The following is a 14,706-nucleotide window of genomic DNA, read 5'->3' on the forward strand; positions in this document are numbered from 1 at the left end:
TAGAACGCTTGTTTAAGACGGGTGTATATGAGCCGCGCTACGATGACGTCATGGGACACCGTGAGGATCTGCTCGAAGGCGCCAAGCGCTGCCTGCTCGCCAGGGGCTTCGCCCGCACGACCGCGCGCGACATCGTCAAGGAGTCGGGGACCAACCTGGCGTCCATCGGCTATCACTACGGCTCCAAGGACGCCCTCCTCGCCCAGGCGTACGTCTCTCTGGTCGAGGAGATGGGCGACGCCTTCGAGGGCGAGGGGTCCTCCGGGATCAGCGCCGAGCCCGGCTCGATCGAGCGGTTCCAGGAGGTGTGGTCGAACATCATCGGGACGATGCGGGGGCCCGGTTCGATGTGGCGCCTCAGTGTGGAGGTCATCTCCATGGGTGATCAGCTGCCCGAGGTGCGCGACCATCTGTCGCGTGCCCAGCTGGAGGCCGGGCGCGGGATCATCCCGCTGCTCATGGGCGGGCGGGAGGAGGACGTCCGGGACGAGACCGTGGACACCCTCGGCAAGTTCTATCTGACGTTGATGACCGGACTCATCGCCCAGTGGACTTTCGACCCCAAGACCGCACCCAGCGCGGAGGAGCTCACCGAAGGCCTTCGCCAGGTGATCGAGGCCGCTACCCGGAAGTGACCCGCCCCTCGCGCATCTCGATCGCCCGGTCCGCGAAATGCCGTACGACCGCCCGGTCGTGGCAGATGAACAGATAGCCGAGGCCGAGGTCGTCCTGGAGGTCGGCGAGCAGGTTCAGCACGCCGGCCCGGACGGAGGGGTCGAGGGCGGAGACCGGCTCGTCCAGCACCAGCAGGCGCGGCTCGGACGCCAACGCCCGGGCGATTCCGGCGCGTTGGCACTGGCCGCCGGAGAGTTCGTGCGGGTGGCGGTCGCCGTACGACGGGTCCAGGCCCACCCGGTCGAGGAGTTCGGCCACGCGGGTGGGGCCGTCGGTGTCGTTCCAGCGGCCCTGCACCTTCAGCGGTTCCGCCACCGCGTCGCGGATGCGGTGGCGAGGGCTCAACGACCCGTACGGGTCCTGGAAGACGGGCTGCATGCGCGGGCGGATCGGGCGCAGCTCGCGTTCGGTGAGGGTGGTCAACTCCCGCCCCTCGAAGAGGACTTCACCGGCGTCCGGACGCCGCAGCTGGAGTACGGCCAGGGCCGTGGAGGACTTGCCGCAGCCGGACGGGCCGTTCAGGGCGAGGGTCTCGCCCGCGCCGACCGGGAAGGAGACCCGGTCCACGGCGGTGAAGTCGCCGTAGCGGACCACTAGTTCACGTACATCGAGGAGCGGGGTCATGCGGGTTGCACCTCCTGGAACAGCTCGATCGTGACGTCCTCCGCGCGATGGCAGGAGACGGTACGGCCGTCCAGCGGGCGCGGCTGGGGCTCCTCGGTGCGGCAGCGGTCGGTGGCGAGCGGGCAGCGCGGGGCGAAGGCGCAGCCCGGGGGGAGGGCGCCGGGGGCCGGAGGGGTGCCGGGGAGGGTGGGCAGGCGGCGGCCGCGGGCGTACTGGGGGAGCGAGGCCAGCAGGCCCGCCGTGTAGGGGGCGCGGGGGCGGGTCAGTACGTCCGCCGCCGGGCCGAGTTCGCTCTGGCGGCCGGCGTACATCACCAGGACCCGGTCCGCGTGCGCCCGTACCGCCTCCATGTCGTGCGTGACCAGCACGAGCGCGGCGCCGACCGCCTCACGCTGCTCGCCGAGCAGCCGCAGGACCTGCTCCTGGCGCTCGGCGTCGAGTGCGGTGGTGGGTTCGTCGGCCACGACGACGTCGGGTTCGTTGATCGTCGCCATGGCGATGACGGCGCGCTGCCGCATGCCGCCGGAGTACTCGTGCGGGTACGACCGGGCCTTGCGGGCGGCGTCCGGGATGCCGACCCGGTCGAGCGCGGCGACGGCGAGGGCGCGGGCCTCCTTGCGGGTCACGCGGCGCACGGATCGTACGGCGGCGGCGAGTTGGTCGCCGACGGGGTGCACGGGGGAGAGGGCGGAGAGGGCGTCCTGCGGGACGAGGGTGATCCGGCGGCCGCGGTCCGCCGAGAGGTCCGGCCGGATCGTGCCGCTCGTCGTGGCGTCCCGCGGCAGCATGCCGAGCAGTGCCCGGGCGGTGAGGGACTTGCCCGCGCCCGACTCGCCGACGAGGGCGAGGACTTCGCGCGGGCGGACGTCGAAGGAGAGGCCGCGGACGGCCTCGACATCGTGGAAGGCGATGCGCAGATCGCGTACCGAGAGCAGTGCTTCAGACGGCAACGGGGGTCTCCTTCCCCACGGGCTTCGCTGCGGGCGTGAGCCTGCGTGCTCGTCGGGTGTACGTGGCACCCGTCACCGCCAGCGCCGCCAGCAGGGCCAGGGCCACGGCCGGGGCGAGGGCGGCCCAGGGGGCGCGTTCCACGTAGGCGCGGGACTCGTCGAGGAGCAGGCCCCATTCCGGGGCGGGCGGCTGGGCGCCGAGGCCCAGGAAGCCGAGGGAGGCCAGCGCGAGGGCGATGCCGGGCAGGCGCAGCAGGGCGTGCCGGGCGACGGGTGCGGCGACGGACGGCAGGACGTGCCGGGTGAGGATCCACCACGGTGTCGCCCCGATGGCCCGCTGGGCGGTGAGGAACGCCGACGCCCGCACCTCCTGCACCAGCGCCGCCGCGTGGGCGGCCAGCGGTGGCCAGGAGATCAGCGCGACGGCGACGGCCGCGCCGCCGGTGCCGGGTCCGGCGGCCGCGGCGACCAGGATGCCGACGATGACCGGGGGCAGGGCGTTGGCGATGTCGGCGGCGCCGGCCGCGATGCCGGGGAGGAAGCCGAGGGCCAGCCCCACCAGCAGGGACAGCAGGCATACCGCGGCCGCCGTGCCGACGGTCGAGGCGGCGCCGTGCCCGAGGCGGGCGAGGACGTCGCGGCCCAGGGCGTCGGTGCCCAGCGGGTGGGTCAGGGAGGGGGCGGCGAGGCGGGCCGCGGTGTTCACGGCGTACGGGTCGCGCAGCAGGCCCCAGCCGATGGTCATGGCGAGGACTGTGAACAGGGTCAACGGCACCGCCCAGTGTGTACGGACCGGTCGGGCCGGAGGCAGGGCGAGCCCGGCGTCACGCAGGGCCGGGCCCAGCAGTCGGCGCCGCACGAGAGCGGCGACCGCCCCCGTGGCCAGGCCGAGCAGCAGCAGCGCCAGCACCGAGCCCTGGAGCAGCGGCAGATCCTGCGACTTGGCCGCGCCCAGCGCCGTACGGCCGATGCCCGGCACCGCGAAGACGGTCTCCACCGCGACCGCGCCCCCGGTCAGCCCGACCGCCGCCATCCCGAACTGCGGTACCAACGGCGGAAGTACGCGCTTCAGGGCAGCCGCCGAGATCAGCATGCGGCTGACTCCCGCACCCCGCCACAGCTCCACCCACCGCTCGTCGAGCACGGCGGGCAGCGCGTCCGCGACCAGCCGGCCGAGCAGACCGCCCGCCGGGACGCCGAGCGCGAGCGCGGGCAGGACCATGTTCTGCGGCCCCTGCCAGCCGGACGTCGGCAGCCACCCCAGCCACACCCCGCACACCAGCAACGCGACGGTGGCCAGCAGGAACTCGGGTACGGCGGCCAGCATCGCGGCGAATCCGCCGCCCGACCCCCGCCCCCGTACCAGCACCGGCGCCACCAGCGCGGCGGCCAGCAGCACCGCCACCGCCAGCGCCACGCCCATCAGCCCGAGCGACACCTGGAGCCCGGCGACGACGGACGGCAGGACCTCCGTGCCCGACACCCACGAGGTGCCGAGGTCACCGCGCAGCAGGCCACCGGCCCACTGCCCCAGCAGGGCGAGCGGACCGGCGTCCAGACCGAGGTCCCGGCGTACGGCGTCCAGGGCCTCCCTGGTCGGCTCCTGCTCGGCGGAGCGGGCGCGCAGGACGGTCAGCGCGGGGTCGCGGCCGGAGAGCCAGGGCAGCAGGCCGACGGCGGCGACGACCACGACGAGACACAGGGCGCGGGTGAACCCCGCGGCGGTGGGCTTCACTTGACGTACGTGTCGACCGTGACCAGCTCCCGCTCGCGCGGGTCGTGGGCGGCGTCGACGACCCCGGCGGCGTCGCCCTGGATCACGCGCTCGTGCAGCATCGGGATCGCGGCGTCGGTGCCGAGCACGGCGGCCTCGGCCTCGACGATCGCCTTGCGGCGCGCGTCACCGACGTTGGTCTCGCCGGCCTTCTTCAGGGCCTTGTCGACCGTCGGGTCGGCGAGCTGGGAGATGTTGAAGGAGCCGTCGGAGGCGAAGTCGCTGTAGAGGTACGCTGCCGGGTCGCCGGAGTCGAGGACGGTCGCGCGGGAGAGGATGAACGCGTCGAACTCGCCCGCCAGCGCGTCGGATTCGATGTTGGCGTACTCGCGCACGTCCAGCTTCACCTTGAACCCGGCCTTCTGGAGCTGCTGTTGCAGCGCCGCCGCGACCTCGGGCAGCTCGGCGCGGTCGGTGAAGGTGCCGATGGTGACGGTCTGGCCGTCCGCCTTCCCGGCCTTGGCCCGCTGCACGTCCGAACGCAGGTCGGCCGCCCACGGCAGCGCCGGGCCGAGCAGCCCCTCGGCGACGTCGGCGCGGGACTCGTACACGCCCTTGACGATCGACTCGGCGTCGATCGCCTCGCGGACGGCGGCGCGCAGCGAGGCGTCCTTGAAGACGCCGTTGTCGGTGTTGAGGTACAGGGTGTTGGTGCGCGGCATCGGGACCTCGGTGATCAGCTCCTCGTCCAGCAGCGCGGCCTGCGACACCGGTATCGCCTCGACGATGTCGGCCTCGCCGCTGCGCAGGGCGGCGGCGCGGGCGGTGCCGTCCGGCACGAACTTCACGTCGATTCCGGGGGCCTTGGCCTTGCCGCCCCAGTAGGCGTCGTAGCGGTCGAGGGTGGCGGAGGTGGTGCCGTTGACCTTGGTCAGCTCGAAGGGGCCGGTGCCGGCGCCGACGGGGTTCACCGTCTTCCCCTGGTAGGCCTTGGCGGCGAGGATCGACAGCTGGGGGGAGCTGAGCCGCTGCGGTACGAGGGGGTCCTCGGCGGCGGTGGTGACGGTGACCCGGTTGTCCCCGTCGGCCTTCGCGGTCAGCTCGACGCCGTCGAGGATGCGGGGCTTGGGGGAGGCCGCGGCGGCCTTGGTGAGGGAGTTGACGACGGCCTGGGCGGTGAGCTCGGTGCCGTCGTGGAAGGTGACGTCGTCGCGGAGGGTGAACGTCCAACTCCGCCCGGACTGCTCCCACTCGGTGGCCAGCGCGGGCACGGCGTTCCCGTCCGCGTCCAGCTTCACCAGCGTCTCGGCGGTCGACCAGCGGGACAGTTTGAACGCGTCGTCGGAGAGCGGGGACAGGCCCGAGCGGGGCGGCTGCATATGGGCGACGCGGATGCGCTTGCCCTCGCCGGCGTCACCGTCGGTACCGGTGCTTGCGAAGCAGCCGGTGAGCAGGGCGGAGGCCGCGGTGACCGCGGTGAGGGACACAAGGCGGGCGGGGAGGCGCACGGGACACTCCGGGTAAGGGCAAGGTCAAAGGTTGATCGTTCGACGACCTTAGCATGATGACAATCGTTTTCATCGTCCCCTCGTTGTGGTGCGGTCGACCACCAGGGCGAGCAGGGCGGCCACCAGGCAGATGGCGCTCAGCTCCATGATCGGAGGCACGTCGGTGGACCAGGTGGCCGCACGAGTGGGTCTGGGCACGGCCGCCAATCTGCGCCAGCACTTCCACGCCGCGGTGGGCACCTCGCCGAGCGCCTACCGGGCGACGTTCCGGGGGACCGGGGCCGCGGCATAAGGGGCCGCGGCATGGGGAAGCGCGGCATGAAGGAGCGCGGTATGAGGGAGTGCGGCGCTCACAGCCGCGCCCCCTTCAACGCCATGTGCAGCAGCAGACGGTCCTCCCCGTCGTCCAGGTCCAGGCCCGTCAGTTGTTCCACCCGGGACAGGCGGTAGTACAGCGTCTGTCGGTGGATGCCCAGTTCGGCGGCGGTGCGGGCGGCCTGGCCCGCGCAGTCCAGGTAGACCTCCGCCGTGCGGGCGAGCTCGTGGTGGGTGGGGGAGAGGAGCGGGGCGACGGCGGGGTCGTGGGCCGTCTCCGGGGGGAGGGCGGTCAGGAGGCGGTACGGGCCGATGCGGGACCACTCGGCCACCGGGCCGAGGCCTGGCTCGGCCAGCGCCGCGCGGGCCGCGGCCGTCGCCTCCTGCCAGGCCGTGCCGAGGTCGGCGAGGCCGGTCAGCGGGTCGCCCACGCCGGCCCGGGCGCCCTCCTTCAGCAGCCGGGCCGCCGCCGTCAGCGCCGGAGTGCGTACGTCCGTGGAGCGCAGCCGGACCAGCACCGCCAGGCTCTGGCTGGTCGTACCCCACGGGATCGTGCACAGGGCCGTCGTGTGCGGCACCGCCCGGGCCGACGGGGCGTCCTCCGGGTCCGCGGACGGCCACGGCGCCACGCACACCACCACGTGCGGGCCCTCACCGCGCGGCCCGAGCGCCGTGCGCAGGGCGGCCACCGCCATGTCGCGCTGCCAGCCGCGCTCCGCCGTCAGCACCGCCCGGAACTCCCGGGTCAGGTCGGCGCCCGCCTGCGCCTCGTCGGCGAGCAGCGCGCCGATCCGGCCGGTCACCTCCATGGCGGCGGCCAGCTGGGCGTCCGTGGGCCCGGGCTCGCCGTCGAGCAGCCACACGTAACCGAGGACGACCCCCCGATGCCGTACCGGAAGACAGATACGGCCCCGGTGCACCCCCGCCTCCGGGGTGCGCGGGATCCGCACCGGGCCCGTCGCCCGGGTGATGCCGAAGCTCTCGAACCAGGCGCGGACCGCGGCCGTGGAGCGGCGGGTCAGGATCGAGCGGGTGCGGACCGGGTCCAGGGCCGACGGATCGAGGTCGCCCTCGCTGTCGTAGGCGCCGAAGGCGATCAGCTCGAAGTCGCGGTTCTCCAGGGTCGCGGGGGCGCCCAGGAGCTCGGAGATCTCGTCGACCAGCTCCTGGTAGTCGCCCCGGTAATCCGCCGTCACCCGGGCATTCTCTCCCATTTTCCGAGGGCCTTCATACATCTGTCTGAGATCTGCGGCACGGATGCGTGACAGCTGTCGATGGCCGACGATCGGAGCGATCCCTAGGTTTCACGGTGGTTCTCCGTGCCGTTCCCGAATCGTCGGGTATCGGCCTTATGTTGGTTGTGTTCTGGAGGTGCCCCGTGCTGGGTCCCGTGATTCTCGCCGCGTCGCGCAGCGACCGGATGCGACGCCTGATGACGGCGGCACCGGGGACGAAACAGGTCGTCGACCGCTTCATTCCGGGCGAGCGGGTGGACGACGTCGTCCCGATCATCGAGGACCTCACCGGCCGGGGCCTGGAGCTGACGATGGACGTCGTCGGCGAGGACATCACCACCCGTGAGCAGGCCTACGCCGCCCGGGACGCCTACCTGGAGCTCATCGACCGGCTCAAGCCGCTGGAGCTGGGCGAGCGCGTCGAGATGTCGGTGAAGCTGTCGATGTTCGGCCAGGCGCTGGAGGGCGGCCACGAGCTGGCGCTCGCCAATGTCCGTCCGGTCGTCGAGGCCGCCGCCGAGATCGGTACGACGGTCACGCTGGACGCGGAGGACCACACCACCCTCGACTCGATGTTCGCCATCCACGACGAGCTGCGGAAGGACTTCCCGCAGACCGGCTGCGTCATCCAGGCCTACCTCTTCCGCACCGAGGCCGACGCCCGCCGCCTCGCCGCGAACGGCAGCCGCGTCCGCCTCGTCAAAGGCGCCTACAAGGAGCCCGCCGAGGTCGCCTACCAGCAGAAGCACGAGATCGACAAGGCGTACGTCCGGGTCCTGCGCACCCTGATGGAGGGTGAGGGGTACCCGATGATCGGGTCCCACGACCCGCGCCTGATCTCCATCGCCCAGGAGCTCGCCCGGCGCGCCGGGCGCAAGCTGAACGAGTACGAGTTCCAGATGCTGTACGGCATCCGGAGCGAGGAGCACCTGCGGCTCGCCGCCGAAGGTCACCGCATGCGCGTCTACACCGCGTACGGCACCGACTGGTACGGCTACTTCATGCGCAGGCTCGCGGAGAAGCCCGCCAACCTGCGCTTCTTCCTCCGTTCCATGGTCACCAAGGGCTGAACCCGAAACACCCGCTCACTAAGGAGTTACGGAAAACATGGACGCTGTGACCCAGGTCCCCACCCCCGTCAACGAGCCGGTGCACGGCTACGCCCCCGGCTCGCCCGAGCGCGCCCGGCTGGAGGTCAAGCTCAAGGAGCTGGCCGAGAACCCCATCGACCTGCCCTGCACCATCGGCGGTGAGAAGCGGATGGGCGGCGGCGAGGAGTTCAAGGTCGTCCAGCCGCACAACCACAAGGCCGTGCTCGGCACGTACCGCAACGCCACCCAGCAGGACGCGCAGGACGCCATCGACGCCGCCCTCGCCGCCGCCCCGGCCTGGCGCGCGATGTCCTTCGACGACCGCGCGGCGATCATCCTGCGCGCCGCCGAGCTGCTGGCCGGCCCGTGGCGCGAGACCCTGGCCGCCTCCACCATGCTCGGCCAGTCCAAGACCGCCCAGCAGGCCGAGATCGACACCCCCTGCGAGCTGATCGACTTCTGGCGCTTCAACGTCGCTTACGCCCGCCAGATCCTGGCCGAGCAGCCCCCGGCCAACTCCCCGGGCGTCTGGAACCGCCTCGACCACCGCCCGCTGGAGGGCTTCGTCTACGCGATCACGCCGTTCAACTTCACGGCCATCGCGGGCAACCTGCCCACCGCGCCCGCGCTCATGGGCAACGTGGTCGTCTGGAAGCCGAGCCCGACGCAGACCCACGCCGCCGTGCTGCTGATGCAGCTGCTGGAGGAGGCCGGTCTGCCCAAGGGCGTCATCAACCTCGTCACCGGCGACGGCATCGAGGTCTCCAAGGTCGCCCTGGAGCACCGCGACCTCGCCGGCATCCACTTCACCGGCTCGACCAAGACCTTCAAGTACCTGTGGAAGACGGTCGGCGCCAACATCGACAAGTACCGCGCCTACCCGCGCATCGTCGGCGAGACCGGCGGCAAGGACTTCCTGGTCGCCCACCCGTCGGCCGACCGCGCGGTGCTGAAGACCGCGCTGACCCGCGGTGCCTTCGAGTACCAGGGCCAGAAGTGCAGCGCCACCTCCCGGGCGTACATCCCGGCGTCCATCTGGAACTCCGGCTTCAAGGAGGAGTTCGCCGCCGAGGTCGACTACCTCACCATGGGTGACGTCACCGACCTGTCGAACTTCATCGGCGCCGTGATCGACGACCGCGCCTTCGCCAAGAACAAGGCCGCGATCGACCGCGCGAAGTCCGACCCGAGCTGCACGATCGTCGCGGGCGGCTCGTACGAGGACTCGGTCGGCTACTTCGTCCGCCCGACGGTCATCGAGTGCACCGACGCGGAGAACGAGGTCTTCACCACCGAGTACTTCGGCCCGATCCTCGCCGTGCACGTCTACGAGGACGACCAGTACGAGGAGATGCTGACGCAGATGGAGTCGGTGTCGGACTACGCGCTGACCGGCTCGGTCATCGCGGGCGACCGTGCGGCGGCGGCGTACACCGCCGACAAGCTGCGTTACGCGGCCGGCAACTTCTACATCAACGACAAGTCGACCGGCGCCGTCGTCGGCCAGCAGCCCTTCGGCGGCGGCCGCGCGTCCGGCACCAACGACAAGGCGGGCGCCCCGCAGAACCTGATGCGCTGGACCCTGACCCGCGCGATCAAGGAGACGCTGGTCGCGCCGACCGACTACACCTACCCGCACATGGGCTGACGCTCCGTCACACCCCCATCGGGCCAGGGCACCTCCCCTCCGGAAGGTGCCCTGGCCCGTGCGCGTCCGGCCCGGGCAGACTGCCCTCATGATCTGGACGGGAAGTGAGAGTGAGACCGAGTCCGTGACCGTCACGGCCGACGACGGGGTACGGCTGTGGGCGTCCCGGTCGGGCCGGGGCGTGGAGCCGCTGCTGCTGTGCCACGGCGGACCGGGCCTGTGGGACATGTTCGAGGACGTCGCCGCCATGCTGGCCGACCTGGCCACGGTGATCCGCTGGGACCAGCGGGGCTGCGGCCGCTCCGAGCGGTGCGCGGGGCCCTGGACCACCGACCGCTTCGTGGCGGACCTGGACGCCGTACGCCGCCACTTCGGCCTACGGCGCATCACCCTGCTGGGCCACTCCTGGGGCGCACGGCTGGCGCTCGCCTACGCCCTCGCCCACCCCGGCCGCGTGAACGCGCTGGTCTACGTCGCCGGTACGGGCATCGGACCGTACACCGACTGGCACCCCGCTTACGAGCAGAACCTCCTCGCCCGCCTCGGCCGGAACCCCGAACACCTCGCCCGCTGGCATGAGTTGAAGGGCCGCGCGCAGCTGACCGAGGAGGAGGAACGCGAACGGGCGCTCCTTCAATGGTCCGCCGAGTTCGCGGATCCCGAACGCGGCATGGCGTACGCCCGCCGCATGGCCGACCCGTGGTTCGGCGTCAACGCCGAGTGCAACACGTCCCTGAACGCCGAGGTCAAGCGCGCCGCCGACGTCCACCGGGCCTGCCAGGCCCTCGCCATCCCGACCCTCATCCTCGACGGCGCCCACGACATCCGCCCCCGCTCCGCCGTCGACTCCCTGGAGCGGGCGCTACCCCACGTCCGTCGCGTGACCCTCCCGGACGCCGGTCATCTGCCCTGGTTCGAGGACCCACAGGGCTTTCGGCAGGCGGTACATGACGCTTGGGCGTAGCGGACTGCCCTCGGGGAGGGTGGGGTCCTCGAAGTCGTCGGCCGGGTCGTAGGTCATGCCCAGGCGGCGCATCACGGCCCGCGAACGGTCGTTGCCGGTCGCCGTGACGGCGAGGATCTCCGGCAGATCCAGTTCCGCGAAGCCGAAGTCCAGCACGGCCCGGGCCGCCTCCGTGGCGTAGCCGTGGCCCCAAGCGGCACGGGCCAGCCGCCAGCCGGCCTCCACGCCGGTGAACGGCTGCCCCTCCTCGACCGGGTCCAGGCCGGTGAACCCGATGAACTCGCCCGTGCCGCGCACCTTCACGGCCCAGAAGCCCCAGCCCCGCTGCTCCAGAGCGGCCTGGAATCGGGCCACGGCCGCGTCGCACTGCTCGCGGGTGGGCGTGCCGGGCAGGTACCGGCGGACCTCCGGGTCCGCGTTGAGCGCGGCCCAGGGTACGAGGTCGGACTCCCGCCACTCGCGGAGCAGCAGGCGGTTGGTGCGCAGTCGGGGCATCGGGCCAACGTAACGGGCGTACGGAGGGGGAGCCACTGGATTGTGGCCCCGCGATACTTGTCCCCATGACCACCCGGACCGCACGCCCTGCCCGGACCGCCCACACCGCCGACCTCGCCCCCGACGAACTGCTCACCGTCCGGCGCTTTCTCCACGACGCCTTCGACGGCGACTTCGGCGACACCGACTGGGACCACACGCTGGGCGGCATGCACGCCCTGGTGCACGACGAGCGCGGCCTCGCCGCACACGGGGCGGTCGTGATGCGCCGCGTGCGCTACGGGCGGCGGTGGCTGCGGATCGGGTACGTCGAAGGGGTCGCCGTACGGCACGATGCGCGGCGCACCGGGCACGGCGGGCGGGTCATGGACGCCCTGGAGGGGATCATCAGCCGGGCGTACGCCTTCGGCGCCCTGTCCGCCAGCGACGACGGCGCCCGCCTGTACGAGGCCCGGGGCTGGCAGGCGTGGGGCGGACGCGTCTGCGCGCTCGGCCCGGACGGGGTGATCCGGCTGCCCGAGGAGGAGGGATCCACGTACGTGTGGCCCGCCCCCGACGGGGTGGCCGATCCCGCCGACGAGCTGGTCTTCGACTGGCGCGACGGTGATGTGCTCTAGCGGAAACCCGCAGGTCACGGTCGTGTGACGCACTCCGCCGTCTCAGATAGTAGGAAGTCCGAGTAATTGTGGGGACAGACGCTCCGTCCTCGCTTAGCTTTGTAGGAGCCGAACGTCTCGCTCGATCCAGCGAATGGCGGTCGTGAGCCGGGCCCCGTGCAGGCAACCCCTGCGGCACCGCTCCCCGCCCCACCCGGCGTCTCGAAACCCCCTGCCGTACTCCACGCTGTCGAAGGAGTCGATTTCCCATGGCCGAGACGACCGTCCGCCGCCGAGTCCGTCACGTCTCCCGTACGAGCGAGTCCGACCGCAAGAACGCCGCCGCAGCCCTCCAGCGCGCCCTCGACCGCCGCGACAACGGCGGCGAGACCGGCCACTGAGCCGTCCGTATCGCGGACAGCGTGTGTCATCCCATGGGACGAGGAGTAGGGTGCCCGCATGTCTCGCAGCATCAATCTCGCAGTGATCCCCGGTGACGGCATCGGCCAGGAGGTCGTGACCGAAGGCCTGAAGGTCCTCTCCGCCGCCCTCCCGCAGGATGTGAAGCTGGAGACAAAGGAGTACGACTTCGGAGCCCGGCGCTACCACGCCACCGGTGAGACCCTCACCGACGCCGACCTCGACGCCCTCAAGAAGCACGACGCCATCCTGCTTGGCGCGATCGGCGACCCGAGCGTCCCCTCCGGCGTCCTGGAGCGCGGCTTCCTGCTCAAGCTCCGCTTCGCCTTCGACCACCACGTCAACCTGCGTCCGTCGAAGCTGCTCCCGGGTGTGGACACGCCTTTGAAGGGCGAGCCGTCCATCGACTTCGTCGTGGTCCGCGAGGGCACCGAGGGCCCGTACACCGGCAACGGCGGCACCATCCGCAAGGGCACCGAGCACGAGGTCGCCACCGAGGTGTCCGTCAACACGGCCTTCGGTGTCGAGCGCGTCGTCCGTGACGCCTTCGCCCGCGCCCAGGCCCGCCCGCGCAAGAAGCTCGCGCTGATCCACAAGAACAACGTGCTGACCTTCGCGGGTCACCTGTGGACCAACATCTTCAACAAGGTGGCCGCGGAGTACCCCGAGGTCACCACCGAGTACATGCACGTCGACGCGGCGACCATCTACCTGGTCACCCAGCCCGAGCGGTTCGACGTCATCGTCACCGACAACCTCTTCGGCGACATCATCACCGACCTCGCCGCGGCCGTCTCCGGCGGCATCGGCGTCGCCGCGAGCGGGAACATCAACCCGTCCGGCGAGTTCCCCTCGATGTTCGAGCCCGTGCACGGCTCGGCGCCCGACATCGCCGGCCAGGCCAAGGCCGACCCCACCGCCACGGTCCTGTCCGTCGCCCTGCTGCTGCGCCACCTCGGCCACGAGGCCGAGGCGACCCGGATCGAGGAGGCCGTCGCCGCCGACCTCGCCGAGCGAGTCGGCAACCCGGCCCGCAGCACCTCCGAGATCGGCGACGCACTCGCCGTACGAGTAGCCGGCTGACCCGCCGCGCCGCACTTCACAAGGCCGCCGGGTCGCAATCCGCGCCCGGCGGCTTTTCTCTGTCTCCGCCGGGTGCGACCATCATCCCCTGGGTCGCATTTCACGCCGTTTTTCGTCCACGGCAACCCGCGCGCGATAATCGAACGCGGAGCCGCGGACTGAGGGAATGCTCGGACGTCCTAGCACTGGCCAGTGGCAGTACGGGCGTGAGCGGCGGCCCGTCACTACAACCGGTGAAGGACAACCACTCATGACGACGCCCACGATCGAGCTCAAGCCCTCCGCCAATCCGCTCTCCGACGCGGAGCGGGAGGCGATCCTCGCCAGCCCCGGCTTCGGCCGCCACTTCACCGACCACATGGTCACCATCAAGTGGACCGAGGGCCGCGGCTGGCACGACGGACAGCTCGTCCCGTACGCGCCGATCTCCCTCGACCCGGCCACCATGGTCCTGCACTACGCGCAGGAGATCTTCGAAGGCCTCAAGGCCTACCGGCAGCCCGACGGTTCGGTCGCCACCTTCCGCCCGGACCAGAACGCCCTGCGCTTCCAGCGCTCCGCCCGTCGGCTGGCGATGCCCGAGCTGCCGGTCGAGACGTTCATCGAGGCCTGTGACGCGCTGGTCAAGCAGGACCAGGCATGGGTCCCGGCGCACGGCGGCGAGGAGTCCCTCTACCTGCGCCCCTTCATGATCGCCACCGAGGTCGGGCTGGGTGTGAAGCCCGCGGGCGAGTACCTCTTCCTCGTCATCGCCTCCCCGGCCGGCGCCTACTTCCCGGGCGGCGTCAAGCCGGTCTCCATCTGGGTCTCCGAGGACCGCGTCCGCGCCGTCCCCGGCGGCATGGGCGACGCCAAGACCGGCGGCAACTACGCCGCCTCCTTGCTCGCCCAGGCGGAAGCGGCCAAGCAGGGCTGCGACCAGGTCTGCTACCTCGACGCCGTCGAGCACAAGTGGGTCGAGGAACTCGGCGGCATGAACCTGTACTTCGTGTACGGCGACAAGATTGTCACGCCGACCCTCACCGGCTCCATCCTGGAGGGCGTCACCCGCGACAGCCTCCTCGCCGTCGCCCGCGACCTCGGCTACGAGGCCGAGGAGGGCCGCGTCTCCGTCGACCAGTGGCAGCGCGACTCGGAGAACGGCCGCCTCACCGAGGTCTTCGCCTGCGGTACGGCCGCCGTGATCACGCCGGTCGGCACGGTCAAGCGCGCCGACGCGGAGTGGAAGCAGGGCGACGGCGAGCCCGGCGAGGTCACCCTCCGCCTGCGCCAGGCCCTTCTCGACATCCAGCGGGGCACGGCCGAGGACAAGCACGGCTGGATGCACCAGCTGGGCTGAGCCCCCCGCCGGTGGTGCCGAACCGCGCCTCACCAGGCACGGTTCGGCG

Annotated in this window: 15 protein-coding genes and 1 pseudogene; 9 read left to right on the forward strand and 7 right to left on the reverse strand. The window is 71.8% G+C overall.

Annotated features, from left to right (window positions below; genetic code table 11):
- Nucleotides 1-50 precede the first annotated feature (50 nt).
- The gene (locus SSP24_RS22670) at nucleotides 51-635 is read left to right on the forward strand and encodes a TetR/AcrR family transcriptional regulator (RefSeq protein WP_141311528.1); all 585 of its coding nucleotides are present in this window, start codon (nucleotides 51-53) and stop codon (nucleotides 633-635) included.
- Here SSP24_RS22670 and SSP24_RS22675 read toward each other — a convergent pair.
- The 5 genes from SSP24_RS22675 to SSP24_RS44945 form a co-directional block, all read right to left on the reverse strand.
- Entirely contained in the window at nucleotides 622-1,299 is a 678-nt protein-coding gene (locus SSP24_RS22675; protein ID WP_141311529.1) for an ATP-binding cassette domain-containing protein, read from the reverse strand. The two genes, SSP24_RS22670 and SSP24_RS22675, sit on opposite strands and share 14 nt — an antisense overlap.
- Nucleotides 1,296-2,249 carry an ABC transporter ATP-binding protein gene (locus SSP24_RS22680; protein WP_141311530.1) on the reverse strand — a complete coding sequence of 318 codons (954 nt, stop codon included), beginning with the start codon at nucleotides 2,247-2,249 and terminating at the stop codon, nucleotides 1,296-1,298. The genes SSP24_RS22675 and SSP24_RS22680 overlap by 4 nt, the downstream gene beginning before the upstream one ends.
- On the reverse strand, nucleotides 2,239-3,984 hold the full coding sequence (locus tag SSP24_RS22685) for an ABC transporter permease subunit (protein WP_141311531.1): 1,746 nt from the start codon (nucleotides 3,982-3,984) through the stop codon (nucleotides 2,239-2,241). Before SSP24_RS22685 ends, SSP24_RS22680 begins: the two co-directional genes overlap by 11 nt.
- Nucleotides 3,981-5,471: an ABC transporter substrate-binding protein gene (locus SSP24_RS22690; RefSeq protein ID WP_141311532.1), complete on the reverse strand. Its 1,491-nt coding sequence runs from the start codon at nucleotides 5,469-5,471 to the stop codon at nucleotides 3,981-3,983. The genes SSP24_RS22685 and SSP24_RS22690 overlap by 4 nt, the downstream gene beginning before the upstream one ends.
- A gap of 69 nt (nucleotides 5,472-5,540) precedes the next feature.
- Nucleotides 5,541-5,669: a hypothetical protein gene (locus tag SSP24_RS44945; protein WP_268255103.1), complete on the reverse strand. Its 129-nt coding sequence runs from the start codon at nucleotides 5,667-5,669 to the stop codon at nucleotides 5,541-5,543.
- Between SSP24_RS44945 and SSP24_RS22695 the strand changes: the two are divergent.
- A pseudogene (locus SSP24_RS22695) lies at nucleotides 5,635-5,763 on the forward strand (AraC family transcriptional regulator); the annotation flags it as partial. The gene SSP24_RS44945 and the pseudogene SSP24_RS22695 sit on opposite strands and share 35 nt — an antisense overlap.
- 58 nt (nucleotides 5,764-5,821) lie before the next feature.
- On the opposite strand, the gene SSP24_RS22700 reads toward SSP24_RS22695, so the two are convergent.
- Nucleotides 5,822-7,000: a PucR family transcriptional regulator gene (locus tag SSP24_RS22700; protein ID WP_174864692.1), complete on the reverse strand. Its 1,179-nt coding sequence runs from the start codon at nucleotides 6,998-7,000 to the stop codon at nucleotides 5,822-5,824.
- Nucleotides 7,001-7,164: 164 nt separating this feature from the next.
- Here SSP24_RS22700 and SSP24_RS22705 point away from each other — a divergent pair, with 164 nt between their 5' ends.
- From SSP24_RS22705 to SSP24_RS22715, 3 genes are all read left to right on the forward strand, one after another.
- Nucleotides 7,165-8,091: a proline dehydrogenase family protein gene (locus SSP24_RS22705; RefSeq protein WP_141311533.1), complete on the forward strand. Its 927-nt coding sequence runs from the start codon at nucleotides 7,165-7,167 to the stop codon at nucleotides 8,089-8,091.
- 37 nt (nucleotides 8,092-8,128) lie between these two features.
- Complete coding sequence (pruA, locus tag SSP24_RS22710; protein ID WP_141311534.1) at nucleotides 8,129-9,760, forward strand: L-glutamate gamma-semialdehyde dehydrogenase; 1,632 nt, start codon at nucleotides 8,129-8,131, stop codon at nucleotides 9,758-9,760.
- Between the two features lie 88 nt (nucleotides 9,761-9,848).
- Nucleotides 9,849-10,724 (forward strand): alpha/beta fold hydrolase, encoded by an 876-nt coding sequence (locus SSP24_RS22715; protein WP_141311535.1) that lies wholly within the window; start codon nucleotides 9,849-9,851, stop codon nucleotides 10,722-10,724.
- Here the strand turns inward: SSP24_RS22715 and SSP24_RS22720 are convergent.
- On the reverse strand, nucleotides 10,623-11,219 hold the full coding sequence (locus tag SSP24_RS22720; protein WP_141311536.1) for a GNAT family N-acetyltransferase: 597 nt from the start codon (nucleotides 11,217-11,219) through the stop codon (nucleotides 10,623-10,625). The genes SSP24_RS22715 and SSP24_RS22720 overlap by 102 nt on opposite strands.
- Before the next feature lie 65 nt (nucleotides 11,220-11,284).
- Here SSP24_RS22720 and SSP24_RS22725 point away from each other — a divergent pair, with 65 nt between their 5' ends.
- The 4 genes from SSP24_RS22725 (at nucleotide 11,285) to SSP24_RS22740 (ending at nucleotide 14,657) form a co-directional block, all read left to right on the forward strand.
- The gene (locus tag SSP24_RS22725; protein WP_141311537.1) at nucleotides 11,285-11,836 is read left to right on the forward strand and encodes a GNAT family N-acetyltransferase; all 552 of its coding nucleotides are present in this window, start codon (nucleotides 11,285-11,287) and stop codon (nucleotides 11,834-11,836) included.
- Nucleotides 11,837-12,084: 248 nt separating this feature from the next.
- Nucleotides 12,085-12,216, forward strand: a complete 132-nt coding sequence (locus SSP24_RS44950; protein ID WP_015493350.1) for a hypothetical protein — start codon at nucleotides 12,085-12,087, stop codon at nucleotides 12,214-12,216.
- 58 nt (nucleotides 12,217-12,274) lie between these two features.
- Nucleotides 12,275-13,318, forward strand: a complete 1,044-nt coding sequence (locus SSP24_RS22735) for a 3-isopropylmalate dehydrogenase (RefSeq protein WP_141311538.1) — start codon at nucleotides 12,275-12,277, stop codon at nucleotides 13,316-13,318.
- A 250-nt stretch (nucleotides 13,319-13,568) separates the two neighbouring features.
- On the forward strand, nucleotides 13,569-14,657 hold the full coding sequence (locus tag SSP24_RS22740; RefSeq protein WP_141311539.1) for a branched-chain amino acid aminotransferase: 1,089 nt from the start codon (nucleotides 13,569-13,571) through the stop codon (nucleotides 14,655-14,657).
- Nucleotides 14,658-14,706 lie beyond the last annotated feature (49 nt).

Origin of the sequence: Streptomyces spinoverrucosus (genome assembly GCF_006539505.1) — a bacterium.
In the GTDB taxonomy this organism is placed as follows: Bacteria; Actinomycetota; Actinomycetes; order Streptomycetales; family Streptomycetaceae; genus Streptomyces; species Streptomyces spinoverrucosus.